General features: G+C 60.2%; 16 protein-coding genes. 7 read left to right on the top strand and 9 right to left on the bottom strand.

The features are described 5' to 3' along the window. Positions 1–98: 98 nt before the first annotated feature. Complete coding sequence (locus tag BLIJ_RS09170; RefSeq protein WP_014485022.1) at positions 99–461, bottom strand: metallopeptidase family protein; 363 nt, start codon at positions 459–461, stop codon at positions 99–101. Between the two features lie 154 nt (positions 462–615). On the opposite strand from BLIJ_RS09170, the gene BLIJ_RS09165 reads away from it, so the two are divergent. Beyond that, entirely contained in the window at positions 616–1,419 is an 804-nt protein-coding gene (locus BLIJ_RS09165) for an HAD-IIB family hydrolase (protein WP_012578064.1), read from the top strand. A 12-nt stretch (positions 1,420–1,431) separates the two neighbouring features. Beyond that, positions 1,432–2,154: a ComF family protein gene (locus tag BLIJ_RS09160; protein WP_014485021.1), complete on the top strand. Its 723-nt coding sequence runs from the start codon at positions 1,432–1,434 to the stop codon at positions 2,152–2,154. Here the strand turns inward: BLIJ_RS09160 and BLIJ_RS09155 are convergent. From BLIJ_RS09155 to glgB, 4 genes are all read right to left on the bottom strand, one after another. Next, positions 2,070–2,456, bottom strand: coding sequence for a LexA family protein (locus BLIJ_RS09155; RefSeq protein WP_012578062.1), 387 nt, complete (start codon positions 2,454–2,456; stop codon positions 2,070–2,072). The two genes, BLIJ_RS09160 and BLIJ_RS09155, sit on opposite strands and share 85 nt — an antisense overlap. A 67-nt stretch (positions 2,457–2,523) precedes the next feature. Further along, positions 2,524–3,597, bottom strand: coding sequence for a sensor histidine kinase (locus BLIJ_RS09150; protein ID WP_012578061.1), 1,074 nt, complete (start codon positions 3,595–3,597; stop codon positions 2,524–2,526). Further along, positions 3,597–4,319, bottom strand: a complete 723-nt coding sequence (locus BLIJ_RS09145; RefSeq protein WP_012578060.1) for a response regulator transcription factor — start codon at positions 4,317–4,319, stop codon at positions 3,597–3,599. Before BLIJ_RS09145 ends, BLIJ_RS09150 begins: the two co-directional genes overlap by 1 nt. A gap of 35 nt (positions 4,320–4,354) precedes the next feature. Next, positions 4,355–6,607: a 1,4-alpha-glucan branching protein GlgB gene (gene glgB, locus BLIJ_RS09140; RefSeq protein WP_012578059.1), complete on the bottom strand. Its 2,253-nt coding sequence runs from the start codon at positions 6,605–6,607 to the stop codon at positions 4,355–4,357. 177 nt (positions 6,608–6,784) lie between these two features. On the opposite strand from glgB, the gene BLIJ_RS09135 reads away from it, so the two are divergent. Both BLIJ_RS09135 and BLIJ_RS09130 read left to right on the top strand, forming a co-directional pair. After that, complete coding sequence (locus tag BLIJ_RS09135) at positions 6,785–7,378, top strand: CarD family transcriptional regulator (protein ID WP_007053566.1); 594 nt, start codon at positions 6,785–6,787, stop codon at positions 7,376–7,378. Positions 7,379–7,486: 108 nt separating this feature from the next. Beyond that, positions 7,487–8,011: a 2-C-methyl-D-erythritol 2,4-cyclodiphosphate synthase gene (locus BLIJ_RS09130; RefSeq protein WP_012578058.1), complete on the top strand. Its 525-nt coding sequence runs from the start codon at positions 7,487–7,489 to the stop codon at positions 8,009–8,011. A gap of 50 nt (positions 8,012–8,061) precedes the next feature. On the opposite strand, the gene BLIJ_RS09125 is transcribed toward BLIJ_RS09130, so the two are convergent. The 3 genes from BLIJ_RS09125 to BLIJ_RS09115 all read right to left on the bottom strand — a co-directional run bounded on the left by BLIJ_RS09125 (position 8,062) and on the right by BLIJ_RS09115 (position 11,205). After that, positions 8,062–8,895 carry a metal ABC transporter permease gene (locus BLIJ_RS09125; protein WP_012578057.1) on the bottom strand — a complete coding sequence of 278 codons (834 nt, stop codon included), beginning with the start codon at positions 8,893–8,895 and terminating at the stop codon, positions 8,062–8,064. 66 nt (positions 8,896–8,961) lie between these two features. Then, positions 8,962–9,852, bottom strand: a complete 891-nt coding sequence (locus BLIJ_RS09120) for an ABC transporter ATP-binding protein (RefSeq protein WP_012578056.1) — start codon at positions 9,850–9,852, stop codon at positions 8,962–8,964. 171 nt (positions 9,853–10,023) lie between these two features. Beyond that, positions 10,024–11,205, bottom strand: coding sequence for a metal ABC transporter solute-binding protein, Zn/Mn family (locus BLIJ_RS09115; protein WP_012578055.1), 1,182 nt, complete (start codon positions 11,203–11,205; stop codon positions 10,024–10,026). A gap of 103 nt (positions 11,206–11,308) precedes the next feature. Between BLIJ_RS09115 and BLIJ_RS09110 the strand changes: the two genes are divergently transcribed. From BLIJ_RS09110 to coaE, 3 genes are all read left to right on the top strand, one after another. Then, entirely contained in the window at positions 11,309–12,184 is an 876-nt protein-coding gene (locus BLIJ_RS09110; RefSeq protein ID WP_012578054.1) for a bifunctional methylenetetrahydrofolate dehydrogenase/methenyltetrahydrofolate cyclohydrolase, read from the top strand. A gap of 120 nt (positions 12,185–12,304) precedes the next feature. Continuing rightward, positions 12,305–13,780 carry a 30S ribosomal protein S1 gene (rpsA, locus tag BLIJ_RS09105; RefSeq protein WP_013140515.1) on the top strand — a complete coding sequence of 492 codons (1,476 nt, stop codon included), beginning with the start codon at positions 12,305–12,307 and terminating at the stop codon, positions 13,778–13,780. A gap of 114 nt (positions 13,781–13,894) precedes the next feature. Continuing rightward, complete coding sequence (coaE, locus tag BLIJ_RS09100) at positions 13,895–14,512, top strand: dephospho-CoA kinase (RefSeq protein ID WP_012578052.1); 618 nt, start codon at positions 13,895–13,897, stop codon at positions 14,510–14,512. Here coaE and BLIJ_RS09095 read toward each other — a convergent pair. Beyond that, positions 14,507–15,142, bottom strand: a complete 636-nt coding sequence (locus BLIJ_RS09095) for an ATP-binding cassette domain-containing protein (protein ID WP_012578051.1) — start codon at positions 15,140–15,142, stop codon at positions 14,507–14,509. The genes coaE and BLIJ_RS09095 overlap by 6 nt on opposite strands. Positions 15,143–15,161: the final 19 nt, after the last annotated feature.

Here is a 15,161-nt window from a genome sequence, read left to right as displayed (position 1 = left end):
GTATGCTCGCCGAAGCGTCAGTCTGATGATGTTTCGGCGGCGATATAGCTGCGGGCCGTGCCACTATCTTATTACAAGTGACACGGCCCGCAGTGTTGTCACAGGCCCCAGTCAGGGTCGATTTCCTCCGGCCTGCGCCCATACAATTCCGCTATGCGGGCCACCAGCTCATCCCTGACGGCCAATTGCAATTCGAGCTTGGAAGGTGCCTCGGTCTGCAACGGCATACGGTAGAGCACGACTCGTGCGGGAATGCCGTGGCTGGCGGGGAAGCACTGGGACGTCATATTCGGCTCGGTCTGCCAAGGCGTCGGATCCGAAGGCGGCACATCCTCCACCGCGAACTGGATCGGACGTATCAGTTCCGGCCACGCTTGGCCGAGCCTGCGAACCTGGGCCGCCACCATATCGTCGAACATGCCGGTTCGGGTGCGGTAACGGGGCAGACGGGTGCCGAACATCGGGGTTCGTGTGCCGCGACCGTGGCGGTTACGGTAGATTCGTGCGTTCCAAGGTGGCTGAAGCATGGTTCCCACCATAGGGCATGGCGGAGGCAACATGCGTTAGGATTGGTTCATTGGTTGTGAACATTCGTCAACGAGGGAGGCGCGACAGATGGTGGTACGTTCGTGGTCCGAACTTGATTTCGATAATGTCTGCTCCAACGCCAAGGTGTTCGGTTTCGATTTGGACAACACGCTGGCCAGCTCAAAACAGCCGATGAAGCCCGCGATGATCGAACGGTTCTGTGCGTTGCTCGACCATACGGTGGTGGCCCTGATCTCAGGGGGCGGCATGGCGGTGGTCACCTCGCAGGTGCTGGATGTGCTCACCCCGAATGCCAGGCGCGGCAATCTGCATGTCATGCCTACCTCCGGCTCCCGGTATTACCGGTGGGATGGCACGCAATGGGCCTTGGTGTATGCGCATGATCTGTCCGAAGCCACCGTGGCTGCTGTCTCGGAAAGTCTTGAGCGACATGCCCGGGAACTGGGATTGTGGGAACAGCAGGTATGGGGGCCTCGAATCGAGAACAGGGGCAGCCAGATTACCTTCTCCGCTCTTGGACAGTTCGCATCCGTAGCGGCCAAGCAGGCATGGGATCGCGATAACACGAAGAAACAGGCGCTGGTCGAAGCGGTCAAGGCCGATCTGCCGCATATGCGGGTCAGGGCCGGCGGATACACCAGTGTGGATGTCAGCGAATGCGGCATCGATAAGGCCTATGCCGTGCGCAAGCTGACGCAGACACTTGGCATACGGGCCGATGAAATGGTGTTCGTGGGTGATCGCATGACGCCTACGGGTAATGACTATCCCGCGGTTGAGGCCGGTGCGATCGGTGTTCGTGTGGAGAATCCGCAAGATACGGTACAACTGCTGGATGCACTGCTTGCGCGATTCGATACTTCAGCTTGATGGTGACGCGTTATGGACGGGCCGAGCGTATACAAGTGGTGGCATGTGATGTGGGCGCAGGCCTGCAATCTGCTGTTTCCACGCGGCTGCGCTGGGTGTGACGCGCCGGATGAGGTATTGTGTGCGGCATGCTGGGCCCTGTTCGCGCAATGCCGGGAACGGGATGCAGACAGTGGTGGCGGAGCCCGTATATGGTCCGCGTCAATCTATCAGGGAGCGGCGCGTCGTGCCATTCTCGACTGGAAGGACCACGACGATACCGAGCTTGACGGCCCGTTCGGCCGCATCATGGTGTCGCTGCTGAACAAGACGCCAATACCATCATCATGCTTGGGTCATCGCGTATTGGTGGTTCCGGTGCCGTCATCGCGGGCGTCAATGCGCCGAAGAGGACGGGCTCACACGGCACCGTTGGCCAAATCGGTGGCAGGGGCATTGCGTGGGTACGGCGTCGATGCGCGACCATGCAATGCCCTGAGCTCCTCCACCAAGGCACGCTCCGTGCAGCAGGTCTCTTCGGCACAGCGTGCCCGCCGTATCACCGGTCATGTCACGGTGAAGCGTGATCTCATCGGCCATGGCGACGTGGTGCTTCTCATTGATGACATCGTCACCACAGGTGCCACCGTGCGGCAATGCGTTCAGACATTTCAGCAGGCCGGTACTAAAGTGGTGGGCGTGCTGGTATTGGCGGATGCCGTGGTGCGACGGTCCGATGACGATATCAGTGGGTGAATGACATCGGTTACGATGCCCCAGATAGCAGGCGAAGCGCCGTTGCTTGGCATGTAATCGGGGTATCGCGGATTCTCGGCGTGCAATATGGTGGTGCTGGCCCGTGAAACCAGCCGCTTGATGGCGATTTCGTCATCCATGACAGCCGCAACCACATCTCCGGGGACTGGTGTTAACGAACGGTCGACAATCAGCAGATCGCCGTTATGAATACCCGCATTGATCATGGAATCGCCGGCCATCTGCATAACAAACAGCGTGGCCTCGTGCGGCATGGTTCGTGACTCGGATTGCTGTGTCATGCTGTGCCTCCCACCCTGTATTCGAACATTTGTTCGAATACAGTATACGGTAGGACGTCGGACAATATCAGCGTTCGGCGATGTGATATTTAGGCAGGATGATTTCGAAATCGGCCCCTCGCGTGTCATCGACCACTTTGACGGTGCCACCGTGCAATTGTGCCGCCCAGCGCGCGATGGACAGGCCAAGACCGGTGCCGCCCGACTCGGTGCCGGGACCTGTCTTGCCTTTGACAAAGCGCCGGAAGATGTCTGAACGGTCGGAAAGCGCAATCTGTGAGCCGAAATTCACCACATTGGTCACGATGGTGCCTTGGTTTTCGTCCTCGTGGGCATCGACCAGCACGGTGGTGCCGTCGGCCGAATGTTTCAGCGCGTTGGCGATGATGTTGGTGAATAGCTGGCGCAGGCGGTCCTGATCGCCTTCCATCGAGATGTCGGCCGGCACGGTGACATGGATGTCGTGGGCGTGACCGCCATCGGCGATTTCCAACGGCTCGATGGTTTCGTCAAGAAAGTCGGCGAAATTGAACTTCTCGATATTCAAACTCGCCGCACCCGCCTCGATGCGGCTCAGATCCAGCAGAAAGGCGATGAGGTCGGAAAGCCGGTGCGTCTGAGTGAGGATTCCCTCCAGGTTGGCGGGGGTGGGTTCGGTGACGCCGTCGGCCATGTTCTCGACCATCGCCTGCAGGGCGGAGACCGGCGTGCGCAGTTCATGGCTCACGTTGGCGATCATGTCGCGGCGCATTTTATCGGCATGCTCGAGTTCGCCGGCCATCTCGTTGAACGAACGGGCAAGCTGGCCGACCTCGTCGTGACGATTCTGATCGATATCCACGCGGACCGTGTAATCGCCATCCGCCATGGCTTCGGCCACATCGCGCATCTGGCGTAGGGGAGCGGTGGTGCCGCGGGAGAAGAAATAGGTGATGCCCAATGCCAGTACCAAGGTCAGCGGCATGGCGATCCAACCGGACCAGCCGAATTTCAGTAGGAACCAGCACATGGCAAACGCGACGGCCGTGGCGATAACGATCAGTGCGCTGAGTTCCAGCTTCAGAGAGGAGAACAAATCAACCGGCTTGATGCGATGTTTCATCGCATCAAGCCGGGATTGCTGTTGTTTTTTGGATGCCATCACGCGGTCGGCGGCTCGAAAGCGTAGCCCACGCCATGCACGGTGCGGATGGTATCGGCGCCGAGCTTATGGCGCAGCGCCTTGACATGGCTGTCGACGGTGCGGGTGCCGGATGCGTCGACCCAGTCCCAGACCTCTTCGAGCAGCTTTTCGCGGGTGAGCACCGACTTCGGGCGGCGGGCCAGTGTGGCCAGCAGATCGAACTCGGTGGGGGTCAGATGCACCTGCTCGCCGTTCACGGTGACGATGCGCTGTGCCGGGTCGATGACTATCGAACCGAAGTCGAGCAGCTTCTCGTTCTCCGAATTCTTGGCGATGACCTTCGCACGCTCCACGCGGCGCAGCAGCGCCTTGCAGCGGGCGATGAGCTCGCGCATGGAGAACGGTTTGGTCATGTAATCATCGGCGCCCGCTCCCAGACCGATGACCTTGTCGGCCTCGTCATCACGCGCGGTGAGAATCAGCACCGGCACCGGACGTTCGGCGACGATGCGTTTGGTGGCCTCAAGACCATCCATGACCGGCAGCATGATGTCCATGATTACCAGATCGGGGCGTAGCTGGGACGCGGCCTGGACGGCGGAAGCGCCGTCCCCGGCCACGCGAGCGGTCCATCCTTCAGCGGTGATGCGCTGGGCAATGGCCGTGGCGAGCGTGGGCTCGTCCTCGACCACCAGCACCGTGCGCGGTGTCGTATTCTGACGCGCTGTGGTATTGAGCATAAATAAACCGGTTACCTTTCAGCCTGTTGACCAGTTCAGTCTTCCGGCTTCAAGAATACAACTCCCAGAGCCGGAACGGTGATCTTCGCCGAGAACGGACGCGAATGATATTCGCCCTCGACCGCTTCAAAGGTGCCGTTGTGGATGTCGGAGCCGCCGTACTTGGCGTCATCGGTGGTGAACACTTCGGTCCACTTGCCGCCGGTGGGCAGCGCCACCTGGTAATCGGACCAGGCTTCACCGGAGAAGTTGACCACCACGGCCAAGGTCTCGCCCTTGGTGCCGATGCGCAGGAAGCTCAGCGTGTTGTGGTCTGCATCGTCGCTGGTCAGCCACTGGAAGCCGGCCGGATCGAAGTCCTGGCTCCAAAGTGCCGGATGCGCCTTGTAGAAGGCGTTAAGGTCGGCGACCATGGTCTGGACCTGACGGTGCTCCTGCCAGTTCAGGCAATCCCAATCGATGGAGGCGTCGTGATCCCACTCGCCCCACTGGGCCAGCTCGTTGCCCATGAAGGAGAGCTTCTTGCCCGGGTGAGCCCACTGATAGGCGAACATCGAACGCACGCCGGCTAGCTTCTGCCAGCCATCGCCCGGCATCTTGCCGTACAGGGAGCCCTTGCCGTACACGACTTCATCGTGGCTGATGGGCAATACGTAGTGTTCGGAGTAGGCGTACACCATGGAGAAGGTGATTTCGTTGTGGTGCCACTTGCGGTTGATGGGCTCCTCGTGCAGATACTCGAGGGTGTCGTGCATCCAGCCCATGTTCCACTTCATGCCGAAGCCGATGCCTCCGGCGGAGGTGGGGGCGGTGATGCCCGGCCATGCGGTGGACTCTTCGGCGATCATCATGACGCCGGGGTTGTTCTTGTACGCGGTGGCGGTGGCTTCCTTGAGGAAGTCGATGGCCTCCAGGTTTTCGCGTCCGCCGTAGATGTTCGGACGCCACTGGCCGGGTTCGCGGCTGTAGTCGAGGTAGAGCATGGAGCTGACGGCATCCACGCGCAGTGCGTCGACGTGCAGGTCCTCGAGCCAGAACAGGGCGTTGGCCACCAGGAAGTTGCGTACTTCGCGGCGTCCGAAGTTGAACACATAGGTGCCCCACTCGGGGTGTTCGCCGCGCAGCGGGTCCGGGTCCTCGTACAGCGGGGTGCCGTCGAAGCGGCCGAGCGCGAAGGCGTCCTTCGGGAAGTGGGCGGGCACCCAGTCCATGATCACGCCGATGCCGGCCTGATGGAACTGGTCGACAAGGTAACGGAAGTCGTCGGGGGAACCGAGACGGGAGTCCACCGCATAGTAGCCGGTGACCTGATAGCCCCAGGAGCCGGAGAACGGGTGCTGGGCCAGTGGCATGAACTCCACGTGGGTGAAGCCTTCCTGCCTGACGTAGTCCACGAGCTGCTTGGCCAGGTCACGGTAGGTCAGTCCCTGCTTCCAGCTGCCGGCGTGCACCTCATAGATGGAGACCGGGCCATCATGCGGGTTGGTGGTGCGGCGGTGCTGCATCCAGGCGTCATCGTTCCACTCGTAGGTGGATTCGGTGACGATGGAGGCGGTGTTCGGCGGAACCTCGTGCTGACGCTCCATCGGGTCAGCCTTCATCTCCCACGTGTAATTGGCGTTCAGGATCTGGAACTTGTAGGTCTCGCCCGCGCCGATTCCGGGGATGAAGATTTCCCACACGCCGGAGGAGCCGAGCTCGCGCATGGCATGACGACGGCCATCCCAGGCGTTGAAGTTACCGACCACGCGCACGGCGTGAGCGTTCGGGGCCCACACGGAGAACGCGGTGCCTACCACCTGTTCGCCAGGCGTGCCGTCTACGCCGCCCATCGGATCGTCATAGCGCAGCACATGCGCGCCAAGCGCCTCCCAGAGCTTCTCGTGACGGCCCTCGCCGAACAGATAGGTGTCCATGTCGCCGACTGTGGGCATATAACGGTATGGGTCGTCCTCAATGAGCACTGCGCCGCTTTCCCACTCGGTCCTGACGCGGTAGTCGGGAATCGTGGGCTGCTTCTTGGTGCCGGAAGCCGGCACGGTAGTCACGAACACGCCGTTGTATTCGTGGGTCATCGGGTATTCACCATCCTGGGTGAGGATGGTCACGGACTTGGCAAGCGGACGCAGCACACGGATTGTGGCGGTGTCGGCATGCTTGCCGATGCCGAGATGCCCGCCGAGAACTCCGTGAGGGTTGTAGAATTCAGCATTGCTCACCGCATCGAGGTCGCCTTGGGCGACAGGCACGGTGACGGTATCTTCCTTGATCTTCGTTTCTTTAGCCATGACCCAAAGTTTACGTGCGTTGGAGTCGAAAACGCTACATTGGCGCGTCGAAAATGGCGAATTCTTGCCCTTTTCGGTGTGTCTTCGTGGTTGTGAGCGCTCTCATAGGGGCGGTCCAGACCGCATGGCATAATTATTCGAGTTTTTGTGTGTAAGCCGTCAGTTCTCGGAGGGTACATGTCTTACAAAGTCGGCGATATGGTCGTCTATCCGCGTCATGGTGCAGCGAAGGTGGAGGCCATTACCGAGCGGACGGTCAAGGGAGTGACGCGCGAATATCTGCAGTTGTCCGTACTCTCTTCCGATGGTTTGGTCATCAACGTTCCCGTGGACAATGCCAAGAAGGTCGGCGTGCGTGACATCGTCTCCGCATCCGAAGTGGCCAAGGTGTTCGGCATCCTGCGGACCCCGATCATCGAGAAAGAGATGAACTGGTCTCGCCGTTACAAGCTGAACGTCGAAAAGATCGCCACCGGCGATGTCAACAAGATCGCCGAAGTGGTTCGCGATCTCGCCCAGCGCGATGTCGACGAGCACGGCCTGTCCGCGGGCGAGAAGCGTATGCTCACCAAGGCCCGCGCCATTCTGACTTCTGAGATCGCCTTGTCCGAGAAGATCGACGAGGCGGAAGCCCAGCGTCTGCTCGACGTGAACCTGGGCTACGAGCCCGCTCAGCCCGGTGACGACAAGCATCACACCGCCGAGCCCGAAGAGGCCGCGGCCGATACTTTGGCTCGTGTCGAAGCCGAGAAGAAGTCCAAGAAGAAGTGATTTGATTGTTTTGAGGCCTCGGTCGTGTCCTTATGCGATGCGCCGGGGCTTCGTGATTCATAATCGTTTGCTGCCGTTCATCTGGGCAATGCCATCGAAGGGAACTGCATGGGGGCTGCAGGAGTGCTGATAGGGCAAGGTTTTGACGCTCACCGTTTTGCGCCTGCCGGTTCAGGCCGTGAACTGTGGATTGCCGGGCTCTACTGGCCGGTGCCTGATTCATGCAGCGAGGCCGATGCCGCCAGATACGAGGGTATCGAAGGCGATTCCGATGGCGATGTGGCCGCGCACGCCCTGATTGACGCGTTGCTTGCCGCCGCCCGATTGGGAGACATTGGTTCACTGTTCGGTGTCGGTGCGGACGCGCATGGTGCCGGAAGGCATGGCATCGATATGCTGCAAGAAGTTGTGGCGCATCTGGCATCCAACGGGTATACGCCGGCATCGGCCTCAGTGGCGATCATCGGCAACCGTCCGAAAATCGGCACACGCCGTGCTGAAGCCGAAGCCGCCCTGTCTGCGGCGGTTGGTTGCCCGGTATCGGTTACCGCCACCACCACCGACCATATGGGATTCACTGGCCGCGGCGAAGGCATCGCCGCCATCGCCAATGCCTTGGTGGAAAAGATATAACAAAGCCCCCGCTATGAATTTGCCAGCGGGGGCAAGAAAAATGAATGAGATTACTTCCGCACTGTCTCCACGGCCTTGGCGATAGCCCAGAACAGGGTGGAAAGCGTCACGATAATGAAGCTCGGGGGGGCGGGGAACATCGCCGACAGCACGAGTCCGGCCCAAATCGACACCAGGCACAGCACGCTGGCGATCACCATCGCCTTGAATGGGGAGCCGGCCAGAATATTGGCGGTGGCCGCAGGCGTGATCACCAGCGCGAAAATCAGCAAGGTGCCCACTGCCGGCACGGCAATGGTGATTACACCGGCCATAATCGCCATAAACGCCACGTTCATCAGCCCGATCGGCACACCCTTGGCCTGTGCCACCTGCTCATCCAACGAGCTGAACAGCAGCGGGCGGTAGATGATGGCCAACAATGCCAGCAGCAATACGTCGAACACGGCGAAGCCGATGATCTGGCCGGTGGTGATGGTCAGGATCGAGCCGAAGAGGATCGACTGCATCTGCTGGGAGGCGGAACTCGACAATCGCGCGAAGAACAGACCCAAGCCGGTGGCGAAGGCCAGCACGGTGCCGGTTGCGATTTCACGCTCGGAAACGCGCTTGCCCAAAGCACCGATCACCAGTGCGCCGCCCAGTGCGAACACGCCCATGCCCAGTGACACGGGCAGGCCGAGCAACACCGCGCCGGTCGCGCCCGGCAGACCGATATGGGCCAGCGCATGGGCCGCGAAGGTGGAACGACGGGCGATGGTGAAGTATCCCATGACACCGGCGGCCAGGGCAATGCACAGGCCGGCGATGAAGGCGTTGGTCATGAATGGAGCGGACAGTGTGTCCAGCCATTCGGGATCATACGAAAAGTTGATGGTGCTCATGTCCCTGTATTTTCTCCATGCCTGAGCTGCAGCCCGTTGACGGGCTGTGGATCGGCTAGCTTGATGTTATCGATTCTCGGCGCTGTTGGCGGCACTGCCATTGGTGGCGTTGCCGTGCTCGTGATGGTGCAATTGCGCCACTTCGGCTGCCGTGTGCATATCCTGCGGCTGGTCCTGGGGCTCATCCGGCGTCGGGGTCACGAACATGTCACCCTGCGGAGTGGTGACCACCTGCACCTGTGTGCCGTAGAGGTGGGTGAGTAGGTCGGAGTCGAGCACTTTGTGCATATCGGCGTAGTGCGGGTGCCCGTCGAGCAAGTAGACGGCACCGGTCAGAATCGGCAAGAGCATATTGAGATCGTGCGCAACCACCTGGATGGTCATGTTCAGTTCACGGTTCAGCTTGGCCAGCACGTGTACGGTGGCGCGTTGACTGGCCAGATCGAGGTTGGCCAACGGCTCGTCAAGCATCAGCAGTTGTGGATCGCACACCAACGCCTGGGCGATGGCCACACGCTGGCGCAAACCGCCGGACAGTTCGGACAGACGGTACTGCGCCTTGTCGGCGATGCCGGTGAACTCCATCGCCTTGAGCGCTTTGGCTTTCTGGGCCTTGGTGATGGGGTGGATGCCGAATCGGGTGCCGGTCAGACCCAGCAACACGGATTGTTCGGCGGTGAGATTGGAATCGACATTCGCCACATAGCTCTGCGGCACATATCCGATGCGTTTGTTCATCTCGCCTGCGGGCTTGCCCAGTACGGTCAGGCTGCCATGGCAAAGCGGCAAAAGTCCCAGTTCGGCCCTCATCATCGTGGTTTTGCCGGTGCCGTTGGTGCCGACGATGGCCGTGACCGAACCGGTGGGAATGGCAAAGGTGCCATGCTGCCAGATGATATGGTCACCACGCTTGATGGCGGCATCGCTGAACACGATGCAATCGGAAGTTTCACTCATAACGCCCGATTGTGGCAAACGATGCTGACAATCGTTCTCAATATCGTGTACGGATGGTGACAACCAAAGAAAAGGGTTGTGCGGCCATCTCGACAATGGTCGCACAACCCTTCTCGTGCAAGGCGTCTATCGGCATTGCATGGATCCGATGCCGGTGTCCTTTGCTTCTAACTATTTGCCGGAGTCGGTCTGGTCGTTGCCGGAGGCATCGCCGGAATCGCCATTGGAGGCATCGGCCTTTGCCGAATCCTGAGACGAGTCGCTGGATGTGGCCGCCTTGCACTGACGGATGTACTTGGGCTCCGTGCTGGAACCGGTGCTGGCCTTGGAATCGTGCGCATTGGCATCATCCGTGGCGGCGCCGTCGGCGCTGGAATCATCGGAATTCGCGTTGCCGTCCGTGGCGTCTTCGCAGCCATAGCTCGGATCCACCGCGTCGATGATGGTGTTGATGAGCTGGTTGATCCAGGCGTTCAGCGTGTCGGTATCCTTGGGCATCTGTTCGGAGACGTCGACTACCGGCACATCGGCACGACCGGCAGCGCCAGTGATCATATTGGTCGCGTCACTGGCTTCCTGCGTGTTGTTAACCAGCACATCCACGCCCTTGTCTTCGATGAGTTTCTGGAAAGACTGCAGGTCCGCGGGGGCCGGTTCGCCGCCGGAAGCGGTCGATTGCATATACCCCTTGGGCGTCTGATTCTTGAACCCGAGATCGGCCATCAGATAATAGACCACGGGTTCGGTGGCTGCATAGGTGAGGCCGGAGTGGGATCTGGTGAACTCGGACGCCCATGTTTCCAGCGATTTCTCACCCGCCTGCCATGCCTTGAGCCGCTTCTGGAAGGCCTTCTTCTTGCTGGGGAGTGCCTTTACATATGCATCGGTGATGGCCGTGGCCATGCTGGATCGAGCGTCTTTGGAGAACCACAGATGCGGGTTATCGCCTTCCATGGCACCCATGACGGAAGCGGCGGATACGATATTCGTGGTCTTGGCCATCGATTTGGTGGCCCAGGAATCGTAGCCCGCACCGTTGGCCACGATGATTTGTGCCTTGGACAGCTTGGCGACGTCCGAGGTCTTTGGCTCGAAATCGTGGGCATCCACATTGGTGGAGTTCACGATGGACGTGACTTCCACATCATCGCCGCCCAGCTCGGCGGCCAGCGAGCCCCATTGATTGAGGGAGGCGACCACATTGATCGGCCCGGTCGGTGCGGGAACACTGGTCTTGTTGTCCGGCTCGGTTTCAGCGGGGGAGGTGGCTGCGCATGCGGCGGTCGCGAACAACAGGACGGCGCTCAGGCCGGCTGCGGCGAGTCGCGTAAGTCGTGTGATTTGAGTCCCCATGGCACGCCTTCTTCGTGAGAGCGAACGATATATAATCCTGACTTGTTCCAACGATAGCCTATCGTTTCGATAGAATGCACCGAAACTACAGGGGAGGGCGTTGATGTCCACAAAAATCGACGGTAAGCAGATTGCGGCCGAAATCAAGACCAACCTTGCCGAGCGAGTGAACAGGCTCAAGGCGCAGGGCATCCAACCAGGGCTGGGCACGCTGCTGGTGGGCGAAGACCCCGGGTCGATGAAGTACGTGGCCGGCAAGCACGCCGATTGTCAGGAAGTGGGCATTACCTCAGTCAAGAAGGAACTGCCGGCGGACGCCAGCTTCGACGACATCGCCGCTACCGTACGCGAACTCAACGAAGATCCGGCCTGCACCGGGTTCATCGTCCAGTTGCCGTTGCCCAAGGGCATCAACGAGAACGCGATCATCGACATGATCGACCCGGCCAAGGATGCCGACGGCATGCACCCGTACAACCTCGGCGAACTGGTGCTGCATGTGCGCGGCGACATTTCGACACCGCTGCCTTGCACTCCGCGCGGTGTGCTCGAGCTGCTCGACGCCTATGACATTGATCTGAACGGCAAGGAAGTGTGCGTGCTTGGCCGCGGCATCACCATTGGCCGCACGATTGGCCTGATGCTCACGCGCAACGCCGTCAACGCCACCGTCACCCTGTGCCACACCGGTACCCGGGATGTGGCCGACCACATGCGCCGCGCCGACGTGATCGTCGCCGCAATGGGTTCGGCCGGATTCGTGACGCCCGACAAGATCAAGGACGGCGCCGTGCTGGTCGACGTGGGCATCAGCCGCGTCTACGACGAAGAAGCCGGTCGCTACCGCATCAAGGGCGACGTGGACAAGGCCTGCTATGACAAGGCATCCGCCTACACCCCCAACCCCGGAGGCGTGGGCCCTATGACCCGAGCCATGCTCCTGGCCAACGTCGTGGAAATGGCCGAACGACACGCCTAGAGTTTCCTAGGAAATTTGGGCAGAGTTGCTTGTATTGTGAATATCCGTATGCCTGTAAGGGTGTGCGTATAACTGAATATCGAGAAATTATCCATCCACTATTAGAAACCATATATTTACATGGCAGAGAACAACACTGAAGTCACCAAGGTTGCCATCAACGACATCGGCACCGAAGAGGACTTCATCAAGGCAGTCGATTCCACCATCAAGAACTTCGATGATGGTGATCTGGTTGAGGGCACTGTCGTCAAGATCGATCACGACGAAGTCCTCCTGGACATCGGCTACAAGACCGAGGGTGTCATCCCCTCCCGCGAGCTTTCCATCAAGAAGGACGTTGATCCTGACGAAGTCGTCGAGGTCGGCGACACCATCGAGGCCCTTGTCGTCACCAAGGAAGACAAGGAAGGCCGTCTGATTCTGTCCAAGAAGCGTGCCCAGTACGAGCGCGCCTGGGGCGACATCGAGAAGATCAAGGAAGCTGACGGCGTCGTTGAGGGCACCGTCATCGAAGCCGTCAAGGGCGGCCTCATCGTCGACATCGGTCTGCGTGGCTTCCTGCCTGCCTCCCTCGTCGAGATGCGTCGCGTCCGCGACCTCTCCCCGTACATCGGCCAGAAGATCAAGGCCAAGATCCTTGAGCTCGACAAGAACCGCAACAATGTGGTCCTGTCCCGCCGCCAGTACCTCGAGGAGACCCAGTCCGAGGTCCGCGAGACCTTCCTGTCCCAGCTCAAGAAGGGCCAGATTCGTGAGGGCGTGGTGTCCTCCATCGTCAACTTCGGCGCTTTCGTCGATCTGGGCGGTGTTGACGGCCTGATCCACGTTTCCGAGCTGTCTTGGAAGCACATCGACCACCCGTCTGAGGTCGTCAAGGTCGGCGACAAGGTCACCGTCGAGGTGCTCGACGTCGATCTCGACCGTGAGCGTATCTCCCTGTCCCTGAAGGCGACTCAGGAGGATCCGTGGCAGCGCTTCGCTCGCACCCACGTTCCCGGCCAGATCGTCAAGGGCAAGGTCACCAAGATCGTCCAGTTCGGTGTCTTCATCTCCGTCGAGGACGGCATCGAGGGCCTGGTGCACATCTCCGAGCTCGCCAACCGTCACGTCGAGAACCCGGAGACCGTGGTCAAGCCGGGCGAGGCCGTGTTCGTCAAGGTGATCGACGTCGACCTCGATCGTCGCCGCATCTCCCTGTCCCTCAAGCAGGCCAACGACTCCGTCGACCCGGCTTCCGAGGACTTCGATCCGGCCATCTACGGCATGCCGGCCGAGTACGACGAGCAGGGCAACTACAAGTACCCCGAAGGCTTCGACCCGAACACCAACGAGTGGATCGCTGGTTACGAGAAGCAGCGCGAGGAGTGGGAGTCCCAGTACGCCGCCGCCCACGAGCTGTGGGAGGAGCACAAGGAGTTCGTGGCCAAGGAGCTGGAGAACGCTGCCGAATCCGCAGCCGCCGACGGCCAGGGCCCGAAGGAAGAGAAGCCGGTCGAGGAGACCTCCAACTACTCTTCCGCTGCTCCGGCTACCGGTACCCTCGCCGACTCCGATCAGCTCGCCGCCCTGCGCGACCAGCTGCTCGGCAAGTGAGTTCGCCATCGGGCGACTGACGCCTGACGTATAGTCAAAACCCGGTCTCGCTTCGGCGGGCCGGGTTTTGCCGTTGTGTGCATGAACCTCGAAACATGGCCATGATGGGGGAGCATGATTCGAATAGGATTGACCGGTGGTATTGCGGCGGGCAAAAGCACGGTGTCCACAAGACTGCGGGAGCTCGGCGCGGCGCTTATCGACTATGACGAGCTCGCGCGCCGAGTGGTGGAACCGGGCGGCGTCGGTCTTCGTCGTATAGCGGAATGTTTCGGCCCCGACGCGCTGACCGATCAGGGGCGGCTCAACCGGCGATGGATCGCCGAGCACGTGTTCGCCGGGCCCGACTCGGAACGGATGCGGAGGAAACTGGACGATATCGAGCATCCGTTGATCTATGATCTTGCGCTGTCTCGGGAGCGGCAGGCGGTCGCGGACAATCCGGATGCCGTGGTCGTGCATGATGTTCCGCTGTTGGCGGAAGTCCTGGACGCCATGCCCATGCGATTCGACCATATCGTCACCGTCGAAGCGCCCGAACAAGTGCGGGTCGACAGAATGGTGTCGACCCGCGGCATGACGCGAGATGATGCGCTTGCGCGCATTCGCCACCAGTCCAGCCCGGAACAACGCCGTGTCATAGCCGACGCGGTGATCGATTCCACGCAGCCGATGGGTCGAATGCTCGAAGCCGTCGATGCGCTGTACGAACAGTGGCTGGCGGAATCATAATGCGATGATGCGGTCGGCGAGAGCCGCGGTCTCCTCGTTGTGCGTCGTGTAGATCACGATCGCTCCGCTGTCGGCGAAATCACGCAGGTGACGCATGACCATGGCGCGGTTGTCGGCATCGAGGGCCGCTGTTGGCTCGTCCGCCAGTATGACGCGCAGCGATTGACGGATGAGAAGCCTCGCGATTGCGACTCGTTGTTGTTCGCCTCCACTGAGTGTGTAGATAGGTCTATTGCCGTAGCCCGTCAGATTCACGGCCCGCAATGCGCGTCTGATGAGCCGACTTCTATCTGCCGATGGTATTCCGACGCTGCGCAGAGCCAGAATCAGATTTCTGTTCACCGTCCATTGCTCCACCAGGGCGTAATTCTGGAACATGAATCCCATGACGTTGCGGTGCATGAGCCGTCGGCCCTTTCTGGAGGCAATTGTTTGCCCATCATAGGTAATTGTTCCTGAACTTGGCTCTTCCAAAAGACCTAGGACATTCAACAAAGTGGTTTTGCCACATCCGCTTTCTCCGGTCAGGGCAACCATGTCACCGGGACTGAATGTCAGGTTCAGTCCTTCCCATAAGGTGCGGTCGTCGATTCGATATGTCAGATTATGCGTGATCAATAAGGCGCTCATGCTTGATGTTCCTTACGTG

It is taken from the genome of Bifidobacterium longum subsp. infantis ATCC 15697 = JCM 1222 = DSM 20088, from assembly GCF_000269965.1.
Taxonomy (GTDB): Bacteria; Actinomycetota; Actinomycetes; order Actinomycetales; family Bifidobacteriaceae; genus Bifidobacterium; species Bifidobacterium infantis.
This window is presented reverse-complemented; position numbering and strand designations above follow the sequence as displayed.

Bases quoted from the DNA above. Each gene is read 5' to 3' on its own strand.
- BLIJ_RS09155 (WP_012578062.1), bottom strand. From the start codon at position 2,456: ATGACACAGCAATCCGAGTCACGAACCATGCCGCACGAGGCCACGCTG.
- rpsA (WP_013140515.1), top strand. From the start codon at position 12,305: ATGGCAGAGAACAACACTGAAGTCACCAAGGTTGCCATCAACGACATC.
- BLIJ_RS09095 (WP_012578051.1), bottom strand. From the start codon at position 15,142: ATGAGCGCCTTATTGATCACGCATAATCTGACATATCGAATCGACGAC.
- BLIJ_RS09130 (WP_012578058.1), top strand. From the start codon at position 7,487: ATGGGGGCTGCAGGAGTGCTGATAGGGCAAGGTTTTGACGCTCACCGT.
- BLIJ_RS09115 (WP_012578055.1), bottom strand. From the start codon at position 11,205: ATGGGGACTCAAATCACACGACTTACGCGACTCGCCGCAGCCGGCCTG.
- glgB (WP_012578059.1), bottom strand. From the start codon at position 6,607: ATGGCTAAAGAAACGAAGATCAAGGAAGATACCGTCACCGTGCCTGTC.
- BLIJ_RS09145 (WP_012578060.1), bottom strand. From the start codon at position 4,319: ATGCTCAATACCACAGCGCGTCAGAATACGACACCGCGCACGGTGCTG.
- BLIJ_RS09150 (WP_012578061.1), bottom strand. From the start codon at position 3,597: ATGGCATCCAAAAAACAACAGCAATCCCGGCTTGATGCGATGAAACAT.
- BLIJ_RS09170 (WP_014485022.1), bottom strand. From the start codon at position 461: ATGTTCGGCACCCGTCTGCCCCGTTACCGCACCCGAACCGGCATGTTC.
- BLIJ_RS09165 (WP_012578064.1), top strand. From the start codon at position 616: ATGGTGGTACGTTCGTGGTCCGAACTTGATTTCGATAATGTCTGCTCC.
- BLIJ_RS09160 (WP_014485021.1), top strand. From the start codon at position 1,432: ATGGACGGGCCGAGCGTATACAAGTGGTGGCATGTGATGTGGGCGCAG.
- BLIJ_RS09135 (WP_007053566.1), top strand. From the start codon at position 6,785: ATGTCTTACAAAGTCGGCGATATGGTCGTCTATCCGCGTCATGGTGCA.
- coaE (WP_012578052.1), top strand. From the start codon at position 13,895: ATGATTCGAATAGGATTGACCGGTGGTATTGCGGCGGGCAAAAGCACG.
- BLIJ_RS09110 (WP_012578054.1), top strand. From the start codon at position 11,309: ATGTCCACAAAAATCGACGGTAAGCAGATTGCGGCCGAAATCAAGACC.
- BLIJ_RS09125 (WP_012578057.1), bottom strand. From the start codon at position 8,895: ATGAGCACCATCAACTTTTCGTATGATCCCGAATGGCTGGACACACTG.
- BLIJ_RS09120 (WP_012578056.1), bottom strand. From the start codon at position 9,852: ATGAGTGAAACTTCCGATTGCATCGTGTTCAGCGATGCCGCCATCAAG.